The organism is Cellulosimicrobium sp. CUA-896 (genome assembly GCF_001942335.1).
GTDB lineage: Bacteria > Actinomycetota > Actinomycetes > Actinomycetales > Cellulomonadaceae > Cellulosimicrobium.
Genome location: NZ_MKKH01000003.1, coordinates 36,673 through 53,947, shown reverse-complemented (window position 1 = coordinate 53,947; position 17,275 = coordinate 36,673). Strand labels below are relative to the sequence as shown.

Annotated in this window: 13 protein-coding genes and 6 pseudogenes; all 19 read left to right on the top strand. The window is 74.7% G+C overall.

Annotated elements, in window-relative coordinates; genetic code table 11:
* The first annotated feature begins 32 nt into the window (after positions 1-32).
* Complete coding sequence (locus BJF88_RS20780) at positions 33-389, top strand: hypothetical protein (protein WP_255371632.1); 357 nt, start codon at positions 33-35, stop codon at positions 387-389.
* Between the two features lie 46 nt (positions 390-435).
* Positions 436-1,521 carry a tRNA (adenine-N1)-methyltransferase gene (locus tag BJF88_RS01175; RefSeq protein ID WP_075827470.1) on the top strand — a complete coding sequence of 362 codons (1,086 nt, stop codon included), beginning with the start codon at positions 436-438 and terminating at the stop codon, positions 1,519-1,521.
* A 147-nt stretch (positions 1,522-1,668) separates the two neighbouring features.
* Positions 1,669-3,318, top strand: coding sequence for a proteasome ATPase (arc, locus tag BJF88_RS01170; RefSeq protein WP_075827438.1), 1,650 nt, complete (start codon positions 1,669-1,671; stop codon positions 3,316-3,318).
* 582 nt (positions 3,319-3,900) lie between these two features.
* Positions 3,901-4,929, top strand: a pseudogene (locus BJF88_RS22810) (proteasome accessory factor PafA2 family protein); the annotation flags it as partial.
* 98 nt (positions 4,930-5,027) lie between these two features.
* Positions 5,028-5,321, top strand: a pseudogene (locus BJF88_RS22805) (proteasome accessory factor PafA2 family protein); the annotation flags it as partial.
* A 33-nt stretch (positions 5,322-5,354) separates the two neighbouring features.
* The gene (locus BJF88_RS22800; protein ID WP_369824434.1) at positions 5,355-5,525 is read left to right on the top strand and encodes a hypothetical protein; all 171 of its coding nucleotides are present in this window, start codon (positions 5,355-5,357) and stop codon (positions 5,523-5,525) included.
* Positions 5,526-5,666: 141 nt separating this feature from the next.
* Positions 5,667-5,867 (top strand): ubiquitin-like protein Pup, encoded by a 201-nt coding sequence (locus tag BJF88_RS01160; RefSeq protein ID WP_069386939.1) that lies wholly within the window; start codon positions 5,667-5,669, stop codon positions 5,865-5,867.
* A gap of 19 nt (positions 5,868-5,886) precedes the next feature.
* Positions 5,887-6,761, top strand: a pseudogene (gene prcB, locus BJF88_RS01155) (proteasome subunit beta).
* The gene (gene prcA, locus BJF88_RS01150) at positions 6,758-7,543 is read left to right on the top strand and encodes a proteasome subunit alpha (protein WP_075827437.1); all 786 of its coding nucleotides are present in this window, start codon (positions 6,758-6,760) and stop codon (positions 7,541-7,543) included. The pseudogene prcB and the gene prcA overlap by 4 nt, the downstream one beginning before the upstream one ends.
* 6 nt (positions 7,544-7,549) lie before the next feature.
* Positions 7,550-8,910, top strand: a pseudogene (pafA, locus tag BJF88_RS01145) (Pup--protein ligase).
* A 39-nt stretch (positions 8,911-8,949) separates the two neighbouring features.
* Entirely contained in the window at positions 8,950-9,153 is a 204-nt protein-coding gene (locus BJF88_RS20775; RefSeq protein WP_255371631.1) for a hypothetical protein, read from the top strand.
* Between the two features lie 20 nt (positions 9,154-9,173).
* The gene (locus BJF88_RS20770; RefSeq protein ID WP_075827435.1) at positions 9,174-9,710 is read left to right on the top strand and encodes a hypothetical protein; all 537 of its coding nucleotides are present in this window, start codon (positions 9,174-9,176) and stop codon (positions 9,708-9,710) included.
* Positions 9,602-9,979, top strand: a complete 378-nt coding sequence (locus BJF88_RS20765) for an FKBP-type peptidyl-prolyl cis-trans isomerase (protein WP_075827434.1) — start codon at positions 9,602-9,604, stop codon at positions 9,977-9,979. The genes BJF88_RS20770 and BJF88_RS20765 overlap by 109 nt, the downstream gene beginning before the upstream one ends.
* Complete coding sequence (hisF, locus tag BJF88_RS01125) at positions 9,976-10,746, top strand: imidazole glycerol phosphate synthase subunit HisF (protein ID WP_075827433.1); 771 nt, start codon at positions 9,976-9,978, stop codon at positions 10,744-10,746. The genes BJF88_RS20765 and hisF overlap by 4 nt, the downstream gene beginning before the upstream one ends.
* Positions 10,747-10,894: 148 nt before the next feature.
* Positions 10,895-12,736, top strand: a complete 1,842-nt coding sequence (locus BJF88_RS01120) for an ABC transporter ATP-binding protein (protein WP_075827469.1) — start codon at positions 10,895-10,897, stop codon at positions 12,734-12,736.
* Complete coding sequence (locus tag BJF88_RS01115) at positions 12,733-14,559, top strand: ABC transporter ATP-binding protein (RefSeq protein ID WP_075827432.1); 1,827 nt, start codon at positions 12,733-12,735, stop codon at positions 14,557-14,559. The genes BJF88_RS01120 and BJF88_RS01115 overlap by 4 nt, the downstream gene beginning before the upstream one ends.
* A gap of 59 nt (positions 14,560-14,618) precedes the next feature.
* Positions 14,619-15,011, top strand: a pseudogene (gene hisI, locus BJF88_RS01110) (phosphoribosyl-AMP cyclohydrolase); the annotation flags it as partial.
* Between the two features lie 73 nt (positions 15,012-15,084).
* A pseudogene (locus tag BJF88_RS01105) lies at positions 15,085-16,652 on the top strand (anthranilate synthase component I).
* The gene (locus BJF88_RS01100) at positions 16,649-17,251 is read left to right on the top strand and encodes a Trp biosynthesis-associated membrane protein (protein WP_075827431.1); all 603 of its coding nucleotides are present in this window, start codon (positions 16,649-16,651) and stop codon (positions 17,249-17,251) included. Before BJF88_RS01105 ends, BJF88_RS01100 begins: the two are co-directional and overlap by 4 nt.
* The last annotated feature ends 24 nt before the right edge of the window (positions 17,252-17,275 follow it).

Below are 17,275 nucleotides of genomic sequence, written 5' to 3'. Positions count from 1 at the left end.
CCGTGCGCGGGCTCGCCCGCCCGGCCGTCCCCGTGGCATCGGGCGCGTCCGTCGCCGCGGTGGGCCGCGACGTCGCCCGCGCGGGCGGGCCGCACGTCCTCGCCGTCGTCGTGGACCCGGCGGGCCGTCCGGTCGGGTACGTCGACCCGACGGCGGCCGCCGCGGTGCCGCCCGACGTGGCCGAGACCACCCCCGTCGGGGCCGTCGCCGTCCCCCTGCCCGCGCAGGCGACCGTGGACGCCGCGCTGGCGGGGCAGGACATGCTCGCGGCGCTCGCGGTCGCGGGACGGGAGGCCTCCGTGGTCCCCGTCGTCGAGGACGGCCGCGTCGTCGGTGCCCTCGAGGTGGCACGCGTGGTGGCTGCGCTGCGCGACGCGCGGCGGCGCTGACCGGCGCGGGCGCCTGCGGGCGGGCCCGCCCGTAGGATGGTCGCCCGTGACCGACGAGCCCGCCCCCACGACGTCCGACGAGCCCCGCCCGACCGACGCGACCGGCGCCGCGCAGCGCCGCGGACCCCTGCGTGTCGGCGACAAGGTCCAGCTCACCGACCCGCGCGGTCGGTTGCACACCATCACCCTCGCGCCCGGCGCGACGTTCCACACCCACAAGGGCTACCTGCGCCACGACGACCTCATCGGGCAGCCCGAGGGCACGGTCGTGCGCAACACCGCGGAGATCGAGTACCTCGCGATGCGCCCGCTGCTGTCCGACTACGTGCTGTCCATGCCGCGCGGCGCCGCCGTCGTCTACCCCAAGGACGCGGGCCAGATCGTCGCGATGGCCGACGTGTTCCCCGGCGCGCGGGTCGTCGAGGCCGGGGTCGGGTCGGGCGCGCTGACGATGTCGCTGCTGCGCGCCGTCGGCGACGCGGGCGACCTGCACTCGATCGAGCGCCGCGAGGACTTCGCGGCCATCGCACGGGGCAACGTCGAGACCTTCTTCGGCGGCGAGCACCCGGCGTGGTCGCTGTCGGTGGGCGACCTCGCCGACGTGCTGCCCACGGTCGCCGCCGACGGGTCGGTCGACCGGGTCGTGCTCGACATGCTCGCGCCCTGGGAGAACCTCGACGTCGTGGCCCGCGCGCTCGTGCCCGGCGGCGTGCTCGTGTGCTACGTCGCGACGACGACGCAGCTGTCCCGCCTCGCCGAGGACCTGCGCGCCGACGGCCGCTACGCCGAGCCGGTCGCCTGGGAGTCGATGGTCCGCGGGTGGCACCTCGAGGGCCTCGCCGTGCGCCCGCAGCACCGCATGATCGGGCACACCGGCTTCCTCCTCACCGCCCGCCGCCTCGCCGACGGCGTCGCCCCGCCGGAGCGCAAGCGCCGCCCCGCCAAGGGCGCCTACCCGACCGACGAGGAGCGGTGGTCGCCCGAGGAGCTCGGCGAGCGCCCCGTCTCGGCGAAGAAGATCCGCCGGGTGCGGCGCGACGTCGGACAGGCGCCGGAGCCGGCGGTGACCGAGGAGGCGGCGACCGGGACAGCCGTCGCTCGTCCGGCGCCCGACGACGTGCGCGACGCGTGACGGCCGGGTGACGATCCCGCCCGCGTCGTCTCATCGCGAGTGTCGTCCGTGTACGCGGACGACAATTGTGCCTAGAGTCGAGGACCCGACCGCCGCGGCGGACTCCGTCCCGCGGCCGGGGGTGCCGACGGCGAGAGGGGACACCCGATGAGCGAGACATCCCGGAGCGACGAGGGCGCGACGAGCACCGCGCGCGAGCTGGCGCTGCTGTCCGCGAAGAACGAGAGGCTCGCCGAGGCGCTGCGCGCCGCCCGCGACCAGATCCTCGAGCTCAAGCGGCAGATCGACGAGCTGGCGAAACCCCCGGGGACGTACGCCGTGTTCCTCGCGGCGCACGCCGACGGCTCGGTCGACGTGTCCGCGTCCGGGCGCAAGATGCACGTCGGCGCGAGCCCGAGCATCGACGTCGACCGGCTGCGCCCCGGCCAGGAGGTCAAGCTCAACGAGGCGATGACGGTCGTCGCGGCCGGTGGGTACGAGCGCACCGGCGAGATCGTCACCGTCAAGGAGATCCTCGACGCCGAGCGCGTCCTCGTGGTCGGCCGGGCGGACGAGGAGCGCGTCGTGCGCCTCGCCGGCTCCGTCGCCCGCACCTCGCTGCGCGTCGGCGACTCGCTGACGATCGACACCCGCTCCGGGTTCGTCTTCGAGGTCATCCCGAAGTCGGAGGTCGAGGAGCTCGTCCTCGAGGAGGTGCCGGACATCCGGTACGAGGACATCGGCGGTCTCGGCCCGCAGATCGAGCAGATCCGCGACGCCGTCGAGCTCCCGTTCACGCACCCCGACCTGTTCCGCGAGCACGGGCTGCGCCCGCCCAAGGGCGTCCTGCTGTACGGCCCGCCCGGCTGCGGCAAGACCCTCATCGCGAAGGCCGTCGCGAACTCGCTCGCCCACACCGTCGCGCGCTCTCGCGGCGACAGCGTCGAGCCCGGCGCGGTGAAGAGCTACTTCCTCAACGTCAAAGGCCCCGAGCTGCTCAACAAGTACGTCGGCGAGACGGAGCGGCACATCCGCCTGATCTTCGCCCGCGCGCGCGAGAAGGCCTCGCAGGGCACGCCCGTCGTCGTGTTCTTCGACGAGATGGAGTCGCTGTTCCGCACGCGCGGCACCGGGCTCTCCTCGGACGTCGAGACCACCATCGTGCCGCAGCTGCTGTCGGAGATCGACGGCGTCGAGCGGCTCGACAACGTCATCGTCATCGGCGCGTCCAACCGTGAGGACATGATCGACCCCGCCATCCTGCGGCCCGGACGCCTCGACGTGAAGATCAAGATCGAGCGGCCCGACGCCGAGGGCGCCAAGGAGATCTTCGCCAAGTACCTCACCGACGACCTGCCCATCCACGCGGCGGACCTCGCCGAGCACGGCGGCAACCAGCGCGAGGCGCTCGACGCCATGATCCGCTCCGTCGTGGAGCGCATGTACTCCGAGGAGGAGGAGAACCAGTTCCTCGAGGTCACGTACGCCAGCGGTGACAAGGAGGTCCTGTACTTCAAGGACTTCAACTCCGGCGCCATGATCCAGAACGTCGTCGACCGGGCCAAGAAGTCCGCGATCAAGGACCTCCTCGCGACCGGCCAGCGCGGCATCCGCGTCGACCACCTGCTCGCCGCGTGCGTCGACGAGTTCAAGGAGAACGAGGACCTGCCCAACACCACGAACCCCGACGACTGGGCGCGCATCAGCGGCAAGAAGGGCGAGCGCATCGTCTTCATCCGCACGATCGTCCAGAAGAAGGGCGAGGGCGGCTCGCCGCGCACCATCGACACGGTGACCAACACCGGGCAGTACCTGTAGCGGGTCCGTGCCGGGGGTCGGGTGCTGGGGGCGCCGGGGCGTGACCTCCGGGGCGGCCGTGCCGGGTCTACCATCCGCGCCGCTCGTCCCTCGCGGCGCTCCCGCCAGACCCGCCACGACCCGGCACGGCCGCCCCTCCGGCCACGCCCCGCCGCAGTCGTGCACGGGCCTCGCCGTGGGAGGCGATCACCGCTCCGTGACCCGTCCGCGAACAGGGCCGGGCGGGCCGCCCCGCCTCGCCGACGCGGGCCGCAGACGCGTCGCGTCGACGACGAGACCGCCGACGGACGCCGGTCGTGCGGACCGGATGCGCCGCCGGACGCGCAGCATGGCGGACGGGGTGGGCTGACGGAAGAGCGGGCGGGGCGGCGTCGGATGCGAAGGGCGTAGAAGCCGCGCGCGCGAACCGACTGCCGAACGGCCGAGGTGACGGCGCGGCAGCCGAGCACCGACGGCGCTGTGCCCGCGGACCCGACCACAGACGGGCCCCCGACCACGACGGGCGATCCCACCGCACGTGGACGAACGCGACGCGTCGTCGCAGGTGCGGCTTAGGGTGGGCGCGTGAGCGTTCGACGGGTCATGGGGATCGAGACCGAGTACGGCGTCCTGCAGCCGGGCCAGCCCTTGGCCAACCCGATGCTCATGTCGAGCCAGGTCGTCACGACGTACCGGGCGCTCGCGGCGCGCAGCGACGGCGCGCGAGGCCGGGCGCGGTGGGACTACGACGACGAGGACCCGCTGCAGGACGCGCGCGGGTTCCACGTGCCGCGCGCGTCGGCGCACCCGTCGATGCTCACCGACGACCCGGCCGCCCCGGCACCGTCGGGTCCGTCGGCGGACGGCGCGCGCGCCGGCTCGCTCCAGGAGCTCGCGCGCCCGACGTCGGAGGAGTACGACGACCCGAGCGCGGCGAACGTCATCCTCACGAACGGGGCACGGCTGTACGTGGACCACGCGCACCCGGAGTACTCCTCGCCCGAGGTGACCGTGCCGCACGACGTCGTGTGCTGGGACGTGGCGGGCGAGCGCGTCATGCTCGCCGCGGCCCGGGAGCTCGCGAACGCGCCCGGGTCGCCGGTGGTGCTGTACAAGAACAACGTCGACGGCAAGGGCGCGAGCTACGGCACGCACGAGAACTACCTCGTGGACCGGTCGGTCCCGTTCGGCGTCCTCGTGGAGGTCCTCACGCCGTTCCTCGTCACGCGGCAGGTGTTCGCCGGCTCGGGCCGGGTCGGGCTCGGGCCCGCGGGGGAGGAGCACGGGTTCCAGATCTCCCAGCGGGCGGACTACGTCGAGGCGGAGGTCGGTCTGGAGACGACGCTGCGGCGCCCCATCGTCAACACGCGTGACGAGCCGCACGCCGACCGCCAGCGCTGGCGACGCCTGCACCTCATCCTGGGCGACGCGAACCTCTTCGAGCCGGCCACGTACCTGAAGACCGGGACGACGTCGCTCGTCCTCCTCGTCGCCGAGCACCTCGAGGAGCTGGGCCCGGACCTGCGCGCGCGCCTCGCCGGGCTGCGCCTCGCGGACCCGGTGGGCGACGTCCAGCGCGTGAGCCGCGACCTCGACCTGACGCAGCGGCTGCGGCTGGCCGACGGGCGCTCGCTCACCGCTCTCGAGGTGCAGCGCGAGTACCTGCAGGTCGCGGCGGACGTCTCGACACGGCTCGCGGGCGCGACGGGCCCGACGCGCCGACGCGCGACGTGCTCACCCGCTGGGAGTCGGTGCTCGCGCGCCTCGGGGCGGACCGCGACGCGTGCGCGCGCGACGTCGAGTGGGTCGCCAAGCTGCGGCTGCTCGACCGCCTGCGCGAGCGCGACGGGCTCGACTGGGGGCACCCGCGGCTCGCGGCGATGGACCTGCAGTGGTCGGACGTGCGGCCCGAGCGCGGCGTCTACCACCGCCTCCTCGCGGCCGGGGCCGTCGACCGGGTCGTTTCGGAGCGCGAGGTCGGCGCGGCCGTGCACCACGCGCCGGAGGACACGCGTGCGTACTTCCGCGGCGAGGTCGTGGCGCGCTACGGGGACCAGGTGTCCGCGGCGAGCTGGGACTCCGTGATCTTCGACGTGCCGGGCGCGCCGTCGCTGCAGCGCGTCCCGATGATGGACCCGTTGCGGGGCACGCGCGCCCACATCGGGGCGCTGCTCGACGCCAGCCCCGACGCGTCGGCGCTCCTGGCGGGTCTCGCCGCACCGGGGTGAGTGTCCGGCGACTAGGCTGGGGGCAGGACGGCGCCCCCCGGGGCGCCGCCCGCGGGCAGGAGCCGGTCGCGAGGGCGGCCGGGCCGCACGAGAGTGCGGCACGACGAGCGCCGGGCGTGCCCGGCGGACGAGGAGGCAGCCATGGCGGGTACGGAACGCACCCACGCGTCGCACGAGGACCGGCGTCCCGACGACGAGCCGGACGCCCCGGAGGTCCCCACGGCTCCGCAGGCCCAGTCCCGCGACGCGGAGGTCGACGCGCTGCTCGAGGAGATCGACGAGGTCCTGGAGACCAACGCGGAGTCCTTCGTCCGGGGCTTCGTGCAGAAGGGCGGCGAGTAGGAAGAGTGGTCGAGCGCCGATGAGCACCCACCAGCCCCAGCGCCTCCCCGGCCGGCTGCCCGACGCGTTCACGACCCCCGGGTCGTCGTCGTTCCTGGACTTCCTCTCCGGTCACGCGCCGGACCTGCTGCCGGCGCGCCGCGCGGCGACGCACCCCGCGTCGCGCCCGAGGCGCCGCACGCCACCACGATCGTCGCGGCCACCTTCGGGGCCGACGGCGCGGGCGGCGTCGTCATGGCCGGTGACCGGCGCGCCACGATGGGGTCGATGATCGCCCACCGTGAGATCGAGAAGGTCTTCCCGGCGGACGAGTTCTCGGCCGTCGGCATCGCGGGGACGGCCGGTCTCGCCGTCGAGCTCGTGCGCCTCTTCCAGCTCGAGCTCGAGCACTACGAGAAGATCGAGGGCGCGCTCCTCTCGCTCGACGGCAAGGCGAACCGCCTGTCGATGATGATCCGGCAGAACCTGCCGATGGCGATGCAGGGCCTGGCCGTCGTGCCGCTGTTCGCCGGCTACGACCTCGACCGCGGCCAGGGCCGGATCTTCTCCTACGACGTGACCGGCGGGCGCTACGAGGAGCGCGACCACCACAGCGTCGGCTCGGGCTCGGTGTTCGCCCGCGGCGCGCTGAAGAAGCTGTGGCGCGCTGGTCTGGAGCGCGACGCCGCGGTGCGGGTGGCGGTCGAGTCGCTGTACGACGCGGCCGACGACGACTCGGCGACCGGTGGTCCGGACCCAGTCCGCCGGATCTGGCCGGTGGTCGCGGTGGTCACCGCCGCGGGCTACGAGCGCGTGCCCGCCGACGAGCTGGAGGCCGTGGTCGAGCAGATCGTAGCCGAGCGCCGCGCGGGTGAGGCCGGCGGCCGCGCCGTCCCGGGAGGTGACCTCGCATGACGATGCCGTTCTACGTCTCGCCCGAGCAGCTGATGAAGGACCGGGCGGACTTCGCGCGCAAGGGCATCGCCCGGGGCCGTTCCGTCGTCGCCCTCGCGTTCGAGGACGGGATCGCGTTCGCGACCGAGAACCCGTCGCGCGCGCTGCACAAGATCTCCGAGATCTACGACCGGATCGCGTTCGCCGCGGTCGGCAAGTACAACGAGTTCGAGAACCTACGCGTGGCCGGGGTGCGGTACGCCGACCTGCGGGGGTACTCCTACGACCGCACCGACGTCAACGCGCGCGGCCTGGCGAACGCGTACGCCCAGACGCTCGGCACCGTGTTCACCACGGAGTCCAAGCCGATGGAGGTCGAGATCGTCGTCGCCGAGGTCGGCCCGACGCCGGCGCAGGACCAGCTCTACCGCATCTCGTACGACGGCTCGGTGGCCGACGAGCAGGGCTACGTGGTGATGGGCGGCCAGGCGGAGCAGCTCGGACGCATCCTCGGTGACGGGTGGCGGCCGGGCATGGAGCTCGGGGACGCGCTGCGCCTCGGCGTGCGGGCGCTGGGAGCCGGGGCCGAGGAGGCCGACGCGCGCGAGATCCCCGCGAGCCAGCTCGAGGTCGCGGTGCTCGACCGCACGCGCCCGCGTCGTGCGTTCCGCCGCCTGTCCGGCTCGGTCCTCGAGGGCCTGCTGCGTGACGGCCACGGCGACGGCAGCCCCGGCGACAGCCGGGGCAGCGGCACCCCGGACGACGGCACCGCGCCGGCGGCCGGCACGTCGGACGGGGGGTAGGACCGCATGGACCGCAGGATCTTCGGGCTCGAGACGGAGTACGGCGTCACGTGCGCCGCCGACGACGGCCGCGGGCTGTCGGCCGACGAGGTCGCGCGCTACCTGTTCCGCAAGGTCGTCGCGTGGGGGCGCTCGTCGAACGTCTTCCTGCGCAACGGCTCGCGGCTGTACCTCGACGTCGGCTCGCACCCTGAGTACGCGACGGCGGAGTGCGACGACGTCCGCCAGCTCGTGGCGTACGACCGCGGCGGGGAGCGGATCCTCGAGGGGCTCGTCGCGGACGCCAGCAGCGGCTCGAGCACGAGGGGCTGCCGGGGCGCATCCACCTGTTCAAGAACAACACCGACTCGGCGGGCAACTCCTACGGCTGCCACGAGAACTACCTCGTGCGGCGCCAGGGCGACTTCGCGCGGCTCTCCGACGTGCTCGTGCCGTTCCTCATCACGCGGCAGATCCTCACCGGCGCGGGCAAGGTGCTCTCGACCCCGCGGGGCGCCGTCTTCTGCCTGTCGCAGCGCGCGGACCACATCTGGGAGGCCGTGTCGAGCGCGACCACGCGGTCGCGGCCCATCATCAACACGCGCGACGAGCCGCACGCGGACGCGGAGAGCTACCGGCGCCTGCACGTCATCGTCGGCGACTCCTCGATGGCCGAGACCACGACGATGCTCAAGGTGGGTACGACCGACCTCATCCTGCGCATGGTCGAGGCGGGCCTGCCGATGCGCGACCTCGCGCTCGAGAACCCCATCCGCTCGATCCGCGAGATCAGCCACGACATCACGGCCAAGCAGCCGGTCCAGCTCGCGAGCGGGCGCACGGTGACGGCGATCGACCTGCAGGGCGAGTACCTGCAGCGCGTCAAGGAGTTCGTCGACACCGAGGTGTCGCCCACGCCCGTCGTCAAGCAGGTGCTCGACCTGTGGGAGCGCGGCCTGCGCGCGCTGGAGACGGGGGACCTCTCGCTCGTCGACCGGGAGCTCGACTGGGTGATCAAGTACCGGCTCATCGAGCGGTACCGGGCCAAGCACGGCCTCGCGCTCGACGACCCGCGCGTCGCCCGGCTCGACCTCGCCTACCACGACATCTCGCGCACGGAAGGGCTGTACAACCTGCTCGCCGCGCGCGGGATGGTCGAGCGGATCACGACCGACCTCGAGGTGTTCGAGTCGACGGCCGTGCCGCCGCAGACCACGCGCGCCAAGCTGCGCGGCGACTTCGTGCGCGCCGCGCAGGAGGCGCGCCGCGACTACACGGTGGACTGGGTGCACCTGAAGCTCAACGACCAGGCGCAGCGCACCGTGCTGTGCAAGGACCCCTTCCGCAGCGTCGACGAGCGCGTGGAACGACTCATCGAGTCGATGTGACGTGCGGGGCGTGATGTGAGGACCGTGCTTCCGACGGCCGTGCGACCCGACGGGGTCGCGGCACGGCCGGGACGACGCCGCGCGCGCGGGCGGGCGCACCGACCTCGCGCGCTGCTCGCCGTGGCGCTCGCGCTCGTCGCCGCGCTCCTGCTGGGTGCGTGCGAGGAGCCGGAGGACGCGGCGCAGACCCCGCTCAACACGGCGGTCGAGGTCGCGGGCTCCGCGGCGCGCCGCCCACGCTGACGTACACGACCCCGCTCGACGTGCCGCAGAGCCGCTCGGAGGTCGTGTGGCCGGGCACCGGGCGCGAGCTCGTCGACGGTGGCCCGCTGCTGCTCAACCTGTACGCGCAGGACGCGCGGGACGGCACGGTGCTGCAGAACACGTACACCGACGCGCCGCAGTGGTTCACCCTGAGCGACGCCTCCGTCGGCAGCGCGCTCGCGGACCTGCTGCGCGGGCAGCGCGTCGGCGCGCGCCTGCTGCTCGTGGAGGAGGACGACGGCGTGCCCGTGGTCCTGGTCGTCGACGTGCTGCCCACCCGGGCGCAGGGCGAACCGGTCGAGCCGGCCGAGGGCATGCCCACCGTCGTCGCGGGGGAGGACGGTGCCCCCACGGTGACCGTCCCGCCCGACACGCCCGCGCCCTCCGACCTCGTCGTCCAGCCGCTCGTGCGCGGCGCGGGCGCCAGGTGGAGGCGGGACAGGTCGTCACGGTGCGCTACACGGGCGTGCGGTGGTCCGACGGCGGGGTGTTCGACTCGACGTGGACCGACGGCGCGGCGCCGTCGTCCGTCATGATCGGCATCGGCGAGGTGATCGAGGGCTGGGAGCAGGGGCTGCTCGAGCAGTCCGTCGGCAGCCGCGTGCTGCTCGTGGTGCCGCCGAGCCTGGGCTACGGCGGCACGGCGAGCCCGCTCGCCGAGGAGACCCTCGTCTACGTCGTCGACATCCTCGACGCGCACTTCCCCGTGACGGCCGAGCAGGCCGCGGGCGAGTCCTCGGAGGCGCCGCCCGCCGCCCCCGACCAGACCGGCGAGGTGCCGGCAGACCAAGGAGAGAACTCGTGACCGTCGCGATCCGCGTGATCCCGTGCCTCGACGTCGACGCCGGCCGGGTCGTCAAGGGCGTGAACTTCGAGAACCTGCGCGACGCCGGCGACCCGGTCGAGCTCGCCGCGCGGTACGACGGCGAGGGCGCGGACGAGGTGACGTTCCTCGACGTCTCGGCGTCGTCGGGCAACCGCGAGACGACGTACGACGTCGTGCGCCGCACCGCGGAGCAGGTGTTCGTGCCGCTGACCGTCGGGGGAGGCGTGCGCACCGCCGACGACGTCGACCGGCTGCTGCGCGCGGGCGCGGACAAGGTCGGGGTGAACACCGCCGCGATCGCGCGTCCCGAGCTCATCGCCGAGATCGCCGACCGGTTCGGCAGCCAGGTCCTCACCCTGTCGGTGGACGCCCGACGCACCACTGGGGGCGCGACCACCCCGTCCGGCTACGAGGTCACCACCCACGGCGGGCGGCGCGGCACCGGCATCGACGCGGTGGGGTGGGCCGCGCGCGCGGCCGAGCTCGGCGCCGGCGAGATCCTCCTGAACTCCATGGACGCCGACGGCACGACCGCGGGGTTCGACCTCGAGATGTTCGCCGCGGTGCGCCGTGAGGTGCGCGTGCCGCTCATCGCGAGCGGCGGTGCCGGCACGCCCGAGCACTTCGTCGAGGCGGCCCGCGCGGGTGCCGACGCGGTGCTCGCGGCCAGCGTGTTCCACTTCGGCGCGCTGACCGTGGCGCAGGTCAAGGACGCGATGCGCTCCGCCGGCCTCGAGGTGCGCTGACGACATGAGCGACGCCGCACCACCACCCGCGCGCGCCCTGCGCCCGACCACCGCGACGGTCCCGCCGCCGGACCGGCTGCCCGCAGAACCCGTCGTGCGCCGACCCCACGGCCTCACGGGCTCGCGCGTGCGCCGCTCCCTCGTGCTCATGGGGCGAGGCATCCGCGACGAGTGGCGCACCTACGTCCTCGCGATCGGCGCCTCCGCGGCGTTCGGCGCCCTCACCGTCGGCGTCAGCCGCGCGGTGGGCACCGTCACCGACGAGGTCGTCGTGCCCGCGCTCGGGGGCGACGAGGTCGCGCGCGGGCGCATCTGGCTCGCCGGGCTCGTGCTCGCCGGGATCGCGGTCTCGCTCGCGGTCAGCGTCGCCGCCCGGCGCATCTTCGCCGGCAACGGGTACGCGGCGCTCCAGGCCCGCCACCGCACGGCCGTCTCCCGCCAGTACCTGCGGCTGCCGATGTCGTGGCACCGCGCGCACCCGGCGGGGCAGCTGCTCTCGAACGCCAGCTCCGACGTCGAGGCCGCGACCGGCGTGTTCAACCCGCTGCCCTTCGCGCTCGGCGTCGTGGTGATGATCGTCGTGGCCGCGGTGATGCTCTTCGGGATCGACGTGTGGCTCGCGTGCGCGGCCCTCGTCATCATCCCGCTCGCGGTCGTCGTCAACGTCGTGTTCCAGCGGCACATGTCGCCGGCCGTCACGCGGGCCCAGCAGCTGCGGGCGGAGGTCGCGGACGTCGCGCACGAGAGCTTCGAGGCGGCCCTGCTCGTCAAGTCGCTCGGCACCGAGGCGCGCGAGGAGCGGCGGTTCGCCGAGCGCACCGACACGCTGCGTGCCGCCAACGTCCGCGTCGGCGTGGTCCGCGCGTTCTTCGACCCGGTCATCGAGCTCCTGCCGTCGCTCGGCACGCTGCTCGTGCTCGGCGTGGGGACGGCGCGGCTCGCCGCAGGAGGCGTGGAGGCCGGCGACATCGTCACGGCCGCCTACCTGCTGACGGTGATGGCCGTCCCCGTGCGCGCGTTCGGCTGGGTGCTCGGCGAGCTCCCGCGCGGGCTCGTCGGCTACGAGCGGATCAGCCGGGTGATCGACTCCGGCGGCGTGCTCGTCCCCGGCACCCGGACTCTGCCCGTGTCCGGCGGGGGCCTCGCGGTCCGGCTCGAGCGCGTCGGCCTGGACGTCCGCGCCGGGGGACGGGACGTCACGCTCCTGGACGACGTCGACCTCGACCTCGCGCCGGGTTCGGTCGTCGCCGTGGTGGGACCGACGGGCTCCGGCAAGACGACCCTCGTGTCGCTCCTCGCCCGGTTGTCCGACCCGACGCGCGGCCGGGTGCTGCTCGACGGCACGGACGTGCGCGAGGTCCGCGAGGACGAGCTCACGCGGCAGGTCGCGCTCGTCGCGCAGCAGGCGTTCGTCTTCGAGGACACCGTGCGGGGCAACGTCACGCTCACCGACGAGGACGACGCGGGACCCGACGACGACCAGGTGTGGGAGGCGCTGCGGCTCGCGCGCCTCGACGACGTCGTCGAGCGGCTGCCGGAGGGCCTCGACGCCCCCCTCGGGGAGCGCGGGGCGAACCTGTCGGGCGGTCAGCGCCAGCGGCTGGCGATCGCCCGCGCGCTCGTGCGCCGGCCGCGGCTCCTCGTGCTCGACGACGCGACGTCGGCCGTGGACCCGCGCGTCGAGCAGCAGGTCCTCGCCGGGCTGCGGCGGGACGGGGCGCAGGGCCCGACGGTCGTCATGGTCGCCTACCGGATGGCGAGCGTCGCGCTCGCCGACGTCGTCGTGCACGTCGAGTCCGGGCGCGTGGTCGACGTCGGTACCCACGCCGAGCTCGTCGCGCGCGACGCCGAGTACCGCGAGCTCGCGACCGCGTACGCGCGCGAGGCCGAGCGGCGTGCCGCGGACGAGCGGGACGCCCTCGACCGGCAGGAGGACGAGGAGGCGGACGTCGTCGTACGTCGCGCCGAGGCAGGGGCGCTGGAGGAATGAGCACCACGACCACCGAGGCCCGCATCGCCTCGGCGAGCACGCTGGGCGTGCTCGCGACCCTGCGCCGCGGCGTGCAGGTCTCGCCGCAGATCCTCGACGGGCTGTGGGTCACGCTCGGCCTCGCGATCGCCGCGGCGCTCGGGCGCGTCGTCGTGCCGGTCGCCGTCCAGCAGACGATCGACACCGGTGTCCTCGCCGAGGGCGGTCCGGACACCGCTCGCGTGGCGCTCCTCGTCGGCGTGGCGGCGGGCGTGCTCGTCGTCGCCGGGCTGTGCTCGGCGCTCGTGAACGTGCGCCTGTTCCGGTCCACGGAGGCGGGCCTCGCGTCGCTGCGCGTGCGCGCGTTCCGTCACGTGCACGACCTGTCGGTCCTCACGCAGAGCACGGAGCGGCGCGGCTCGCTCGTCTCGCGCGTCACGAGCGACGTCGACACCATCTCGCTGTTCGTGCAGTGGGGCGGCATCATGCTGCTCGTCTCGGTGCTGCAGATCGCCGTCGCGACCGTGCTCATGGCGATCTACTCGTGGCAGCTCACCCTCGTGGTCTGGGCGTGCTTCGTGCCCCTGTTCCTCGTGCTGCGCCCCGCGCAGCGGCGGGTCAACGAGGCGTACACCGCGGTGCGGGCACGCGTGGGCGCCATGCTCGGCGCGATCTCGGAGTCCGTCGTGGGCGCCGAGACCATCCGCGCCTACGGCGTCGGTGCCCGGACCGCGCGTCGCATCGACGCGGCCGTCCACGAGACCCGGCGCGCCATGGTCCGCGCGCAGAAGCTCGTCGCCGTCGTCTTCTCGAGCGGCGTGCTCGTCGCCAACCTCGTGCTCGCCGTGGTCGTGGTCGTGGGGTCGCTCCTCGGGGTGGCGGGCGACATCACCGTCGGGCGCCTGCTGGCGTTCCTGTTCCTCGTCCAGCTGTTCACCGGACCCGTCCAGATGGCCACGGAGATCCTCAACGAGCTGCAGAACGCCGTCGCGGGCTGGCGCCGCGTGCTCGCGGTCCTCGAGACGCCCGCGGAGGTCGTCGACGCGGGGGACGACGGCGCCGTCAGCCCGCGAGGCCCGGCCCACGTGCGGCTCGAGGGGGTCCGGTTCGCGTACCCGGGCGGCCCCGAGGTGCTGCACGGCGTGGACCTCGACCTGCCGGCGCGCGCGTCCGTCGCCGTCGTGGGCGCCACCGGGTCCGGCAAGACGACGATCGCCAAGCTCGTGACACGGCTCATGGACCCGACGGCCGGACGCGTCCTGCTCGACGGCGTCGACCTGCGCGAGCTGCGTGCCTCGAGCCTGCGCGAGCGCGTGGTGCTCGTCCCGCAGGAGGGCTTCCTCTTCGACGGGACGCTCGCCGAGAACGTCGCCTACGGCCTGCGCGACGCCGGCGCGGCCGACGCTCCGGCGGCGGGGGCGGCCGCCCGCGGGCGCATCGAGGCGGCGGTCGGCCGGCTGGGCCTCGGCGACTGGTTGGCGGACCTCCCGGACGGGCTCGACACGCCGGTCGGCCAGCGCGGCGAGTCCCTGTCCGCGGGGGAGCGCCAGCTCGTCGCGCTCCTGCGCGCCTACCTCGCGGAGGGCGACCTCCTCGTGCTCGACGAGGCGACGTCCGCCGTCGACCCTGCGACCGAGGTGCGGATCGCGCGCGCCCTCGCCTCGCTGACCGCGGGGCGCTCGACGCTGACCATCGCGCACCGGCTGTCGACGGCCGAGGCGGCCGACCTCGTCGTCGTCGTCGACGCGGGCCACGTCGTCGAGGTCGGGCACCACGACGAGCTCGCGGGCGCCGGCGGCGTCTACGCGCGCATGCACGCCGCATGGGTCACGCAGACGCGGTGAGGCGGACGAGCGACGGGACCGGGCGCCGCGCGGGTCGCGGCGTCTGGCAGGATTCTCAGGTGCCCGACGACACGACCCGCCCCCCGAGCTCGACGACCCCGGCCACCGCCCTCGCCCCCGACGTCGCCTCGCGCCTCAAGCGCGACGACGGCGGGCTCGTCGCGGCCGTCGTCCAGCAGCACGACACCGGCGAGGTGCTCATGCTCGGCTGGATGGACGACGAGGCCCTGCACCGGACCCTCACCTCCGGCCGCGTGACGTTCTGGAGCCGGTCGCGCCGGGAGTACTGGCGCAAGGGCGACACCTCCGGCCACGTCCAGCTCGTGCGGTCGGTCGCGCTCGACTGCGACGGCGACGCGCTGCTCGTGCGCGTGCACCAGGTCGGGGCGGCGTGCCACACCGGCACCCGCACGTGCTTCGAGGCCGGGGGAGACCTCGGTGCCGTCGTCGGCGACCTGCCCGGGACGCGCCCGCGCCCGGGGCAGCGACGCCGGCACCGGCGCCCGGACCCGAGGAGGAGGACCAGTGAGCACGTCCCACGCGACCCGGAGCACCACCGTCCCCGCCGGAGGGCCGGCCTGGGGCGAGACGTGGCCGAGCGCCGCGGGCTTCCGCGAGCTCGCCACGTCGCGCCGGGTCGTCCCGGTCGTGCGCCGCCTCCTCGCCGACGACGTCACGCCGGTCGGCCTGTACCGCACCCTCGGCGGCGGACGCCCGGGGACGTTCGTGCTCGAGTCGGCCGAGTCCGACGGTACGTGGGGGCGCTGGTCCTTCGTCGGCGCCGCCTCGCGCGCCACGCTCACGGCGCGCGAGGGCCGGGCCGTGTGGTCCGGTGACGTGCCCGTCGGCATCCCGGTCGAGGGCGACGTCGTCGAGGTGCTGGACGCGACGCTCGAGGCGCTGCGCACGCCGCCGGTCGAGGGCCTGCCGCCGCTCACGGGCGGGCTCGCCGGCGCGATCGGGTGGGACGTCATCCGGCACTGGGAGCCCACGCTGCCCGCGGCGGCCCCGGACGAGCTCGGCGTGCCCGAGCTGACGCTGTGCCTCGCGACCGACGTCGCGGCGGTGGACCACCGCGAGGGCAGCGTGTGGCTGGTGGCCAACGCGATCAACTTCGACGACACCGACGAGCGCGTCGACGAGGCGTACGCGGACGCCGTCGCGCGCCTCGACGCCCTGCAGGCGCGGCTCGTCGCCGCCGGAGGCCACGTCGTCTCGGCCGCGCACGACGTGCCCGAGCCGGAGCTGGAGTTCCGCTCGACGCGCGAGGAGTTCGAGGCCGCGGTCGTCGCCGGCAAGGACGCCATCCGCGAGGGCGAGGTGTTCCAGGTGGTGCTGTCCCAGCGTCTCGACCTCGACTGCCCGCGCAGCCCTCGACGTCTACCGGGCCCTGCGCACCATCAACCCGAGTCCGTACATGTACTACTTCCAGCTCACCGCGCGACGGGAGCGACTTCGCCGTCGTCGGCTCGAGCCCCGAGACGCTCGTCAAGGTCAGCGAGGGACGGGTCGTGACGTACCCCATCGCCGGGTCGCGGCCGCGCGGCGCGACGCCCGAGGAGGACGTGGCGCTCGGCGAGGAGCTCCTCGCCGACCCCAAGGAGCGGGCCGAGCACATCATGCTCGTCGACCTCTCCCGCAACGACCTCGTCAAGGTCTGCGAGCCGACGTCGGTCGAGGTCGTCGAGTTCATGGCGACCAAGCGGTTCAGCCACATCATGCACCTGTGCTCGACGGTCGTCGGCACGCTGCGCCCCGGCGCCTCCGCGCTCGACGCCTTCCGGGCCACCTTCCCCGCGGGCACGCTCTCCGGCGCTCCCAAGCCGCGGGCGATCGCCCTCATCGACGAGCTCGAGCCGGCGCGCCGCGGCATCTACGGCGGCACCGCCGGGTACTTCGACTTCGCGGGCGACATGGACATGGCGATCGCGATCCGCACCGCGCTCATCCGCGACGGGCGCGCGAGCGTTCAGGCCGGCGGCGGCATCGTCGCCGACTCGGTCCCGGCGCTCGAGTACGCCGAGTCGCGCAACAAGGCGGCCGCGGCCGTTCGTGCCGTCCAGGTGGCGGCCCGCCTGCGAGGGCTCGCGTGAGCACGCCCTCGCGCCGCACCGCCGTCTGGCTGCTCCTGCTGCTGGGCGGAGCGACGCTCGCCGTCGCGGCCCCGACGTGGGCCACGACCACCGGCGCCACGGCGCTCGACCCGGTCGTCGACGTCGCCGTGAGCGGCACGACGGCGGCCCCGGGCGTCGGTGCCGCCGCGCTCGTGGTCGTCGCGTCGGCGCTCGCCCTCGGCCTCGTCGGTCGCGTCGGGCGGTGGGTGGTGCTCGCCGTGGCCGCGCTGAGCGGGGCGGTGGCGACGGCCGCGGCGCTCGCCGTGGCGCTGGACCCCGCGCCGAGCGCCCGCTCCGCCGTCGCCGAGGCCACGGGAGTCACCGAGCTCACGTCCCCGGTCTCGCTCACGCCCGCCCCCTGGGCCGCCGCCGTGCTCGGCGTCCTCGTCGTGCTCGCGGTGGTGTGGGTCGCGGCCGGGTCGCGGACGTGGGTCCGCGCGTCGTCGCGCCACGAGCGGGGCGCCGGGGCAGCGGCCGAGCCCGCGTCCACGACGACCGACGGCGGCGCACCGGACGGGATCGACGACCACGACGCCTGGGACGCGCTGTCGCGCGGCGAGGACCCCACCGACCGATGACACCCCGCGTCCGGGGACCGGCCC

What these genes read in the sequence shown, in the direction of transcription:
- arc (WP_075827438.1), top strand. Translation starts at nt 1,669, where the DNA reads ATGAGCGAGACATCCCGGAGCGACGAGGGCGCGACGAGCACCGCGCGC.
- BJF88_RS01160 (WP_069386939.1), top strand. Translation starts at nt 5,667, where the DNA reads ATGGCGGGTACGGAACGCACCCACGCGTCGCACGAGGACCGGCGTCCC.
- prcA (WP_075827437.1), top strand. Translation starts at nt 6,758, where the DNA reads ATGACGATGCCGTTCTACGTCTCGCCCGAGCAGCTGATGAAGGACCGG.
- BJF88_RS01120 (WP_075827469.1), top strand. Translation starts at nt 10,895, where the DNA reads ATGGGGCGAGGCATCCGCGACGAGTGGCGCACCTACGTCCTCGCGATC.
- BJF88_RS01115 (WP_075827432.1), top strand. Translation starts at nt 12,733, where the DNA reads ATGAGCACCACGACCACCGAGGCCCGCATCGCCTCGGCGAGCACGCTG.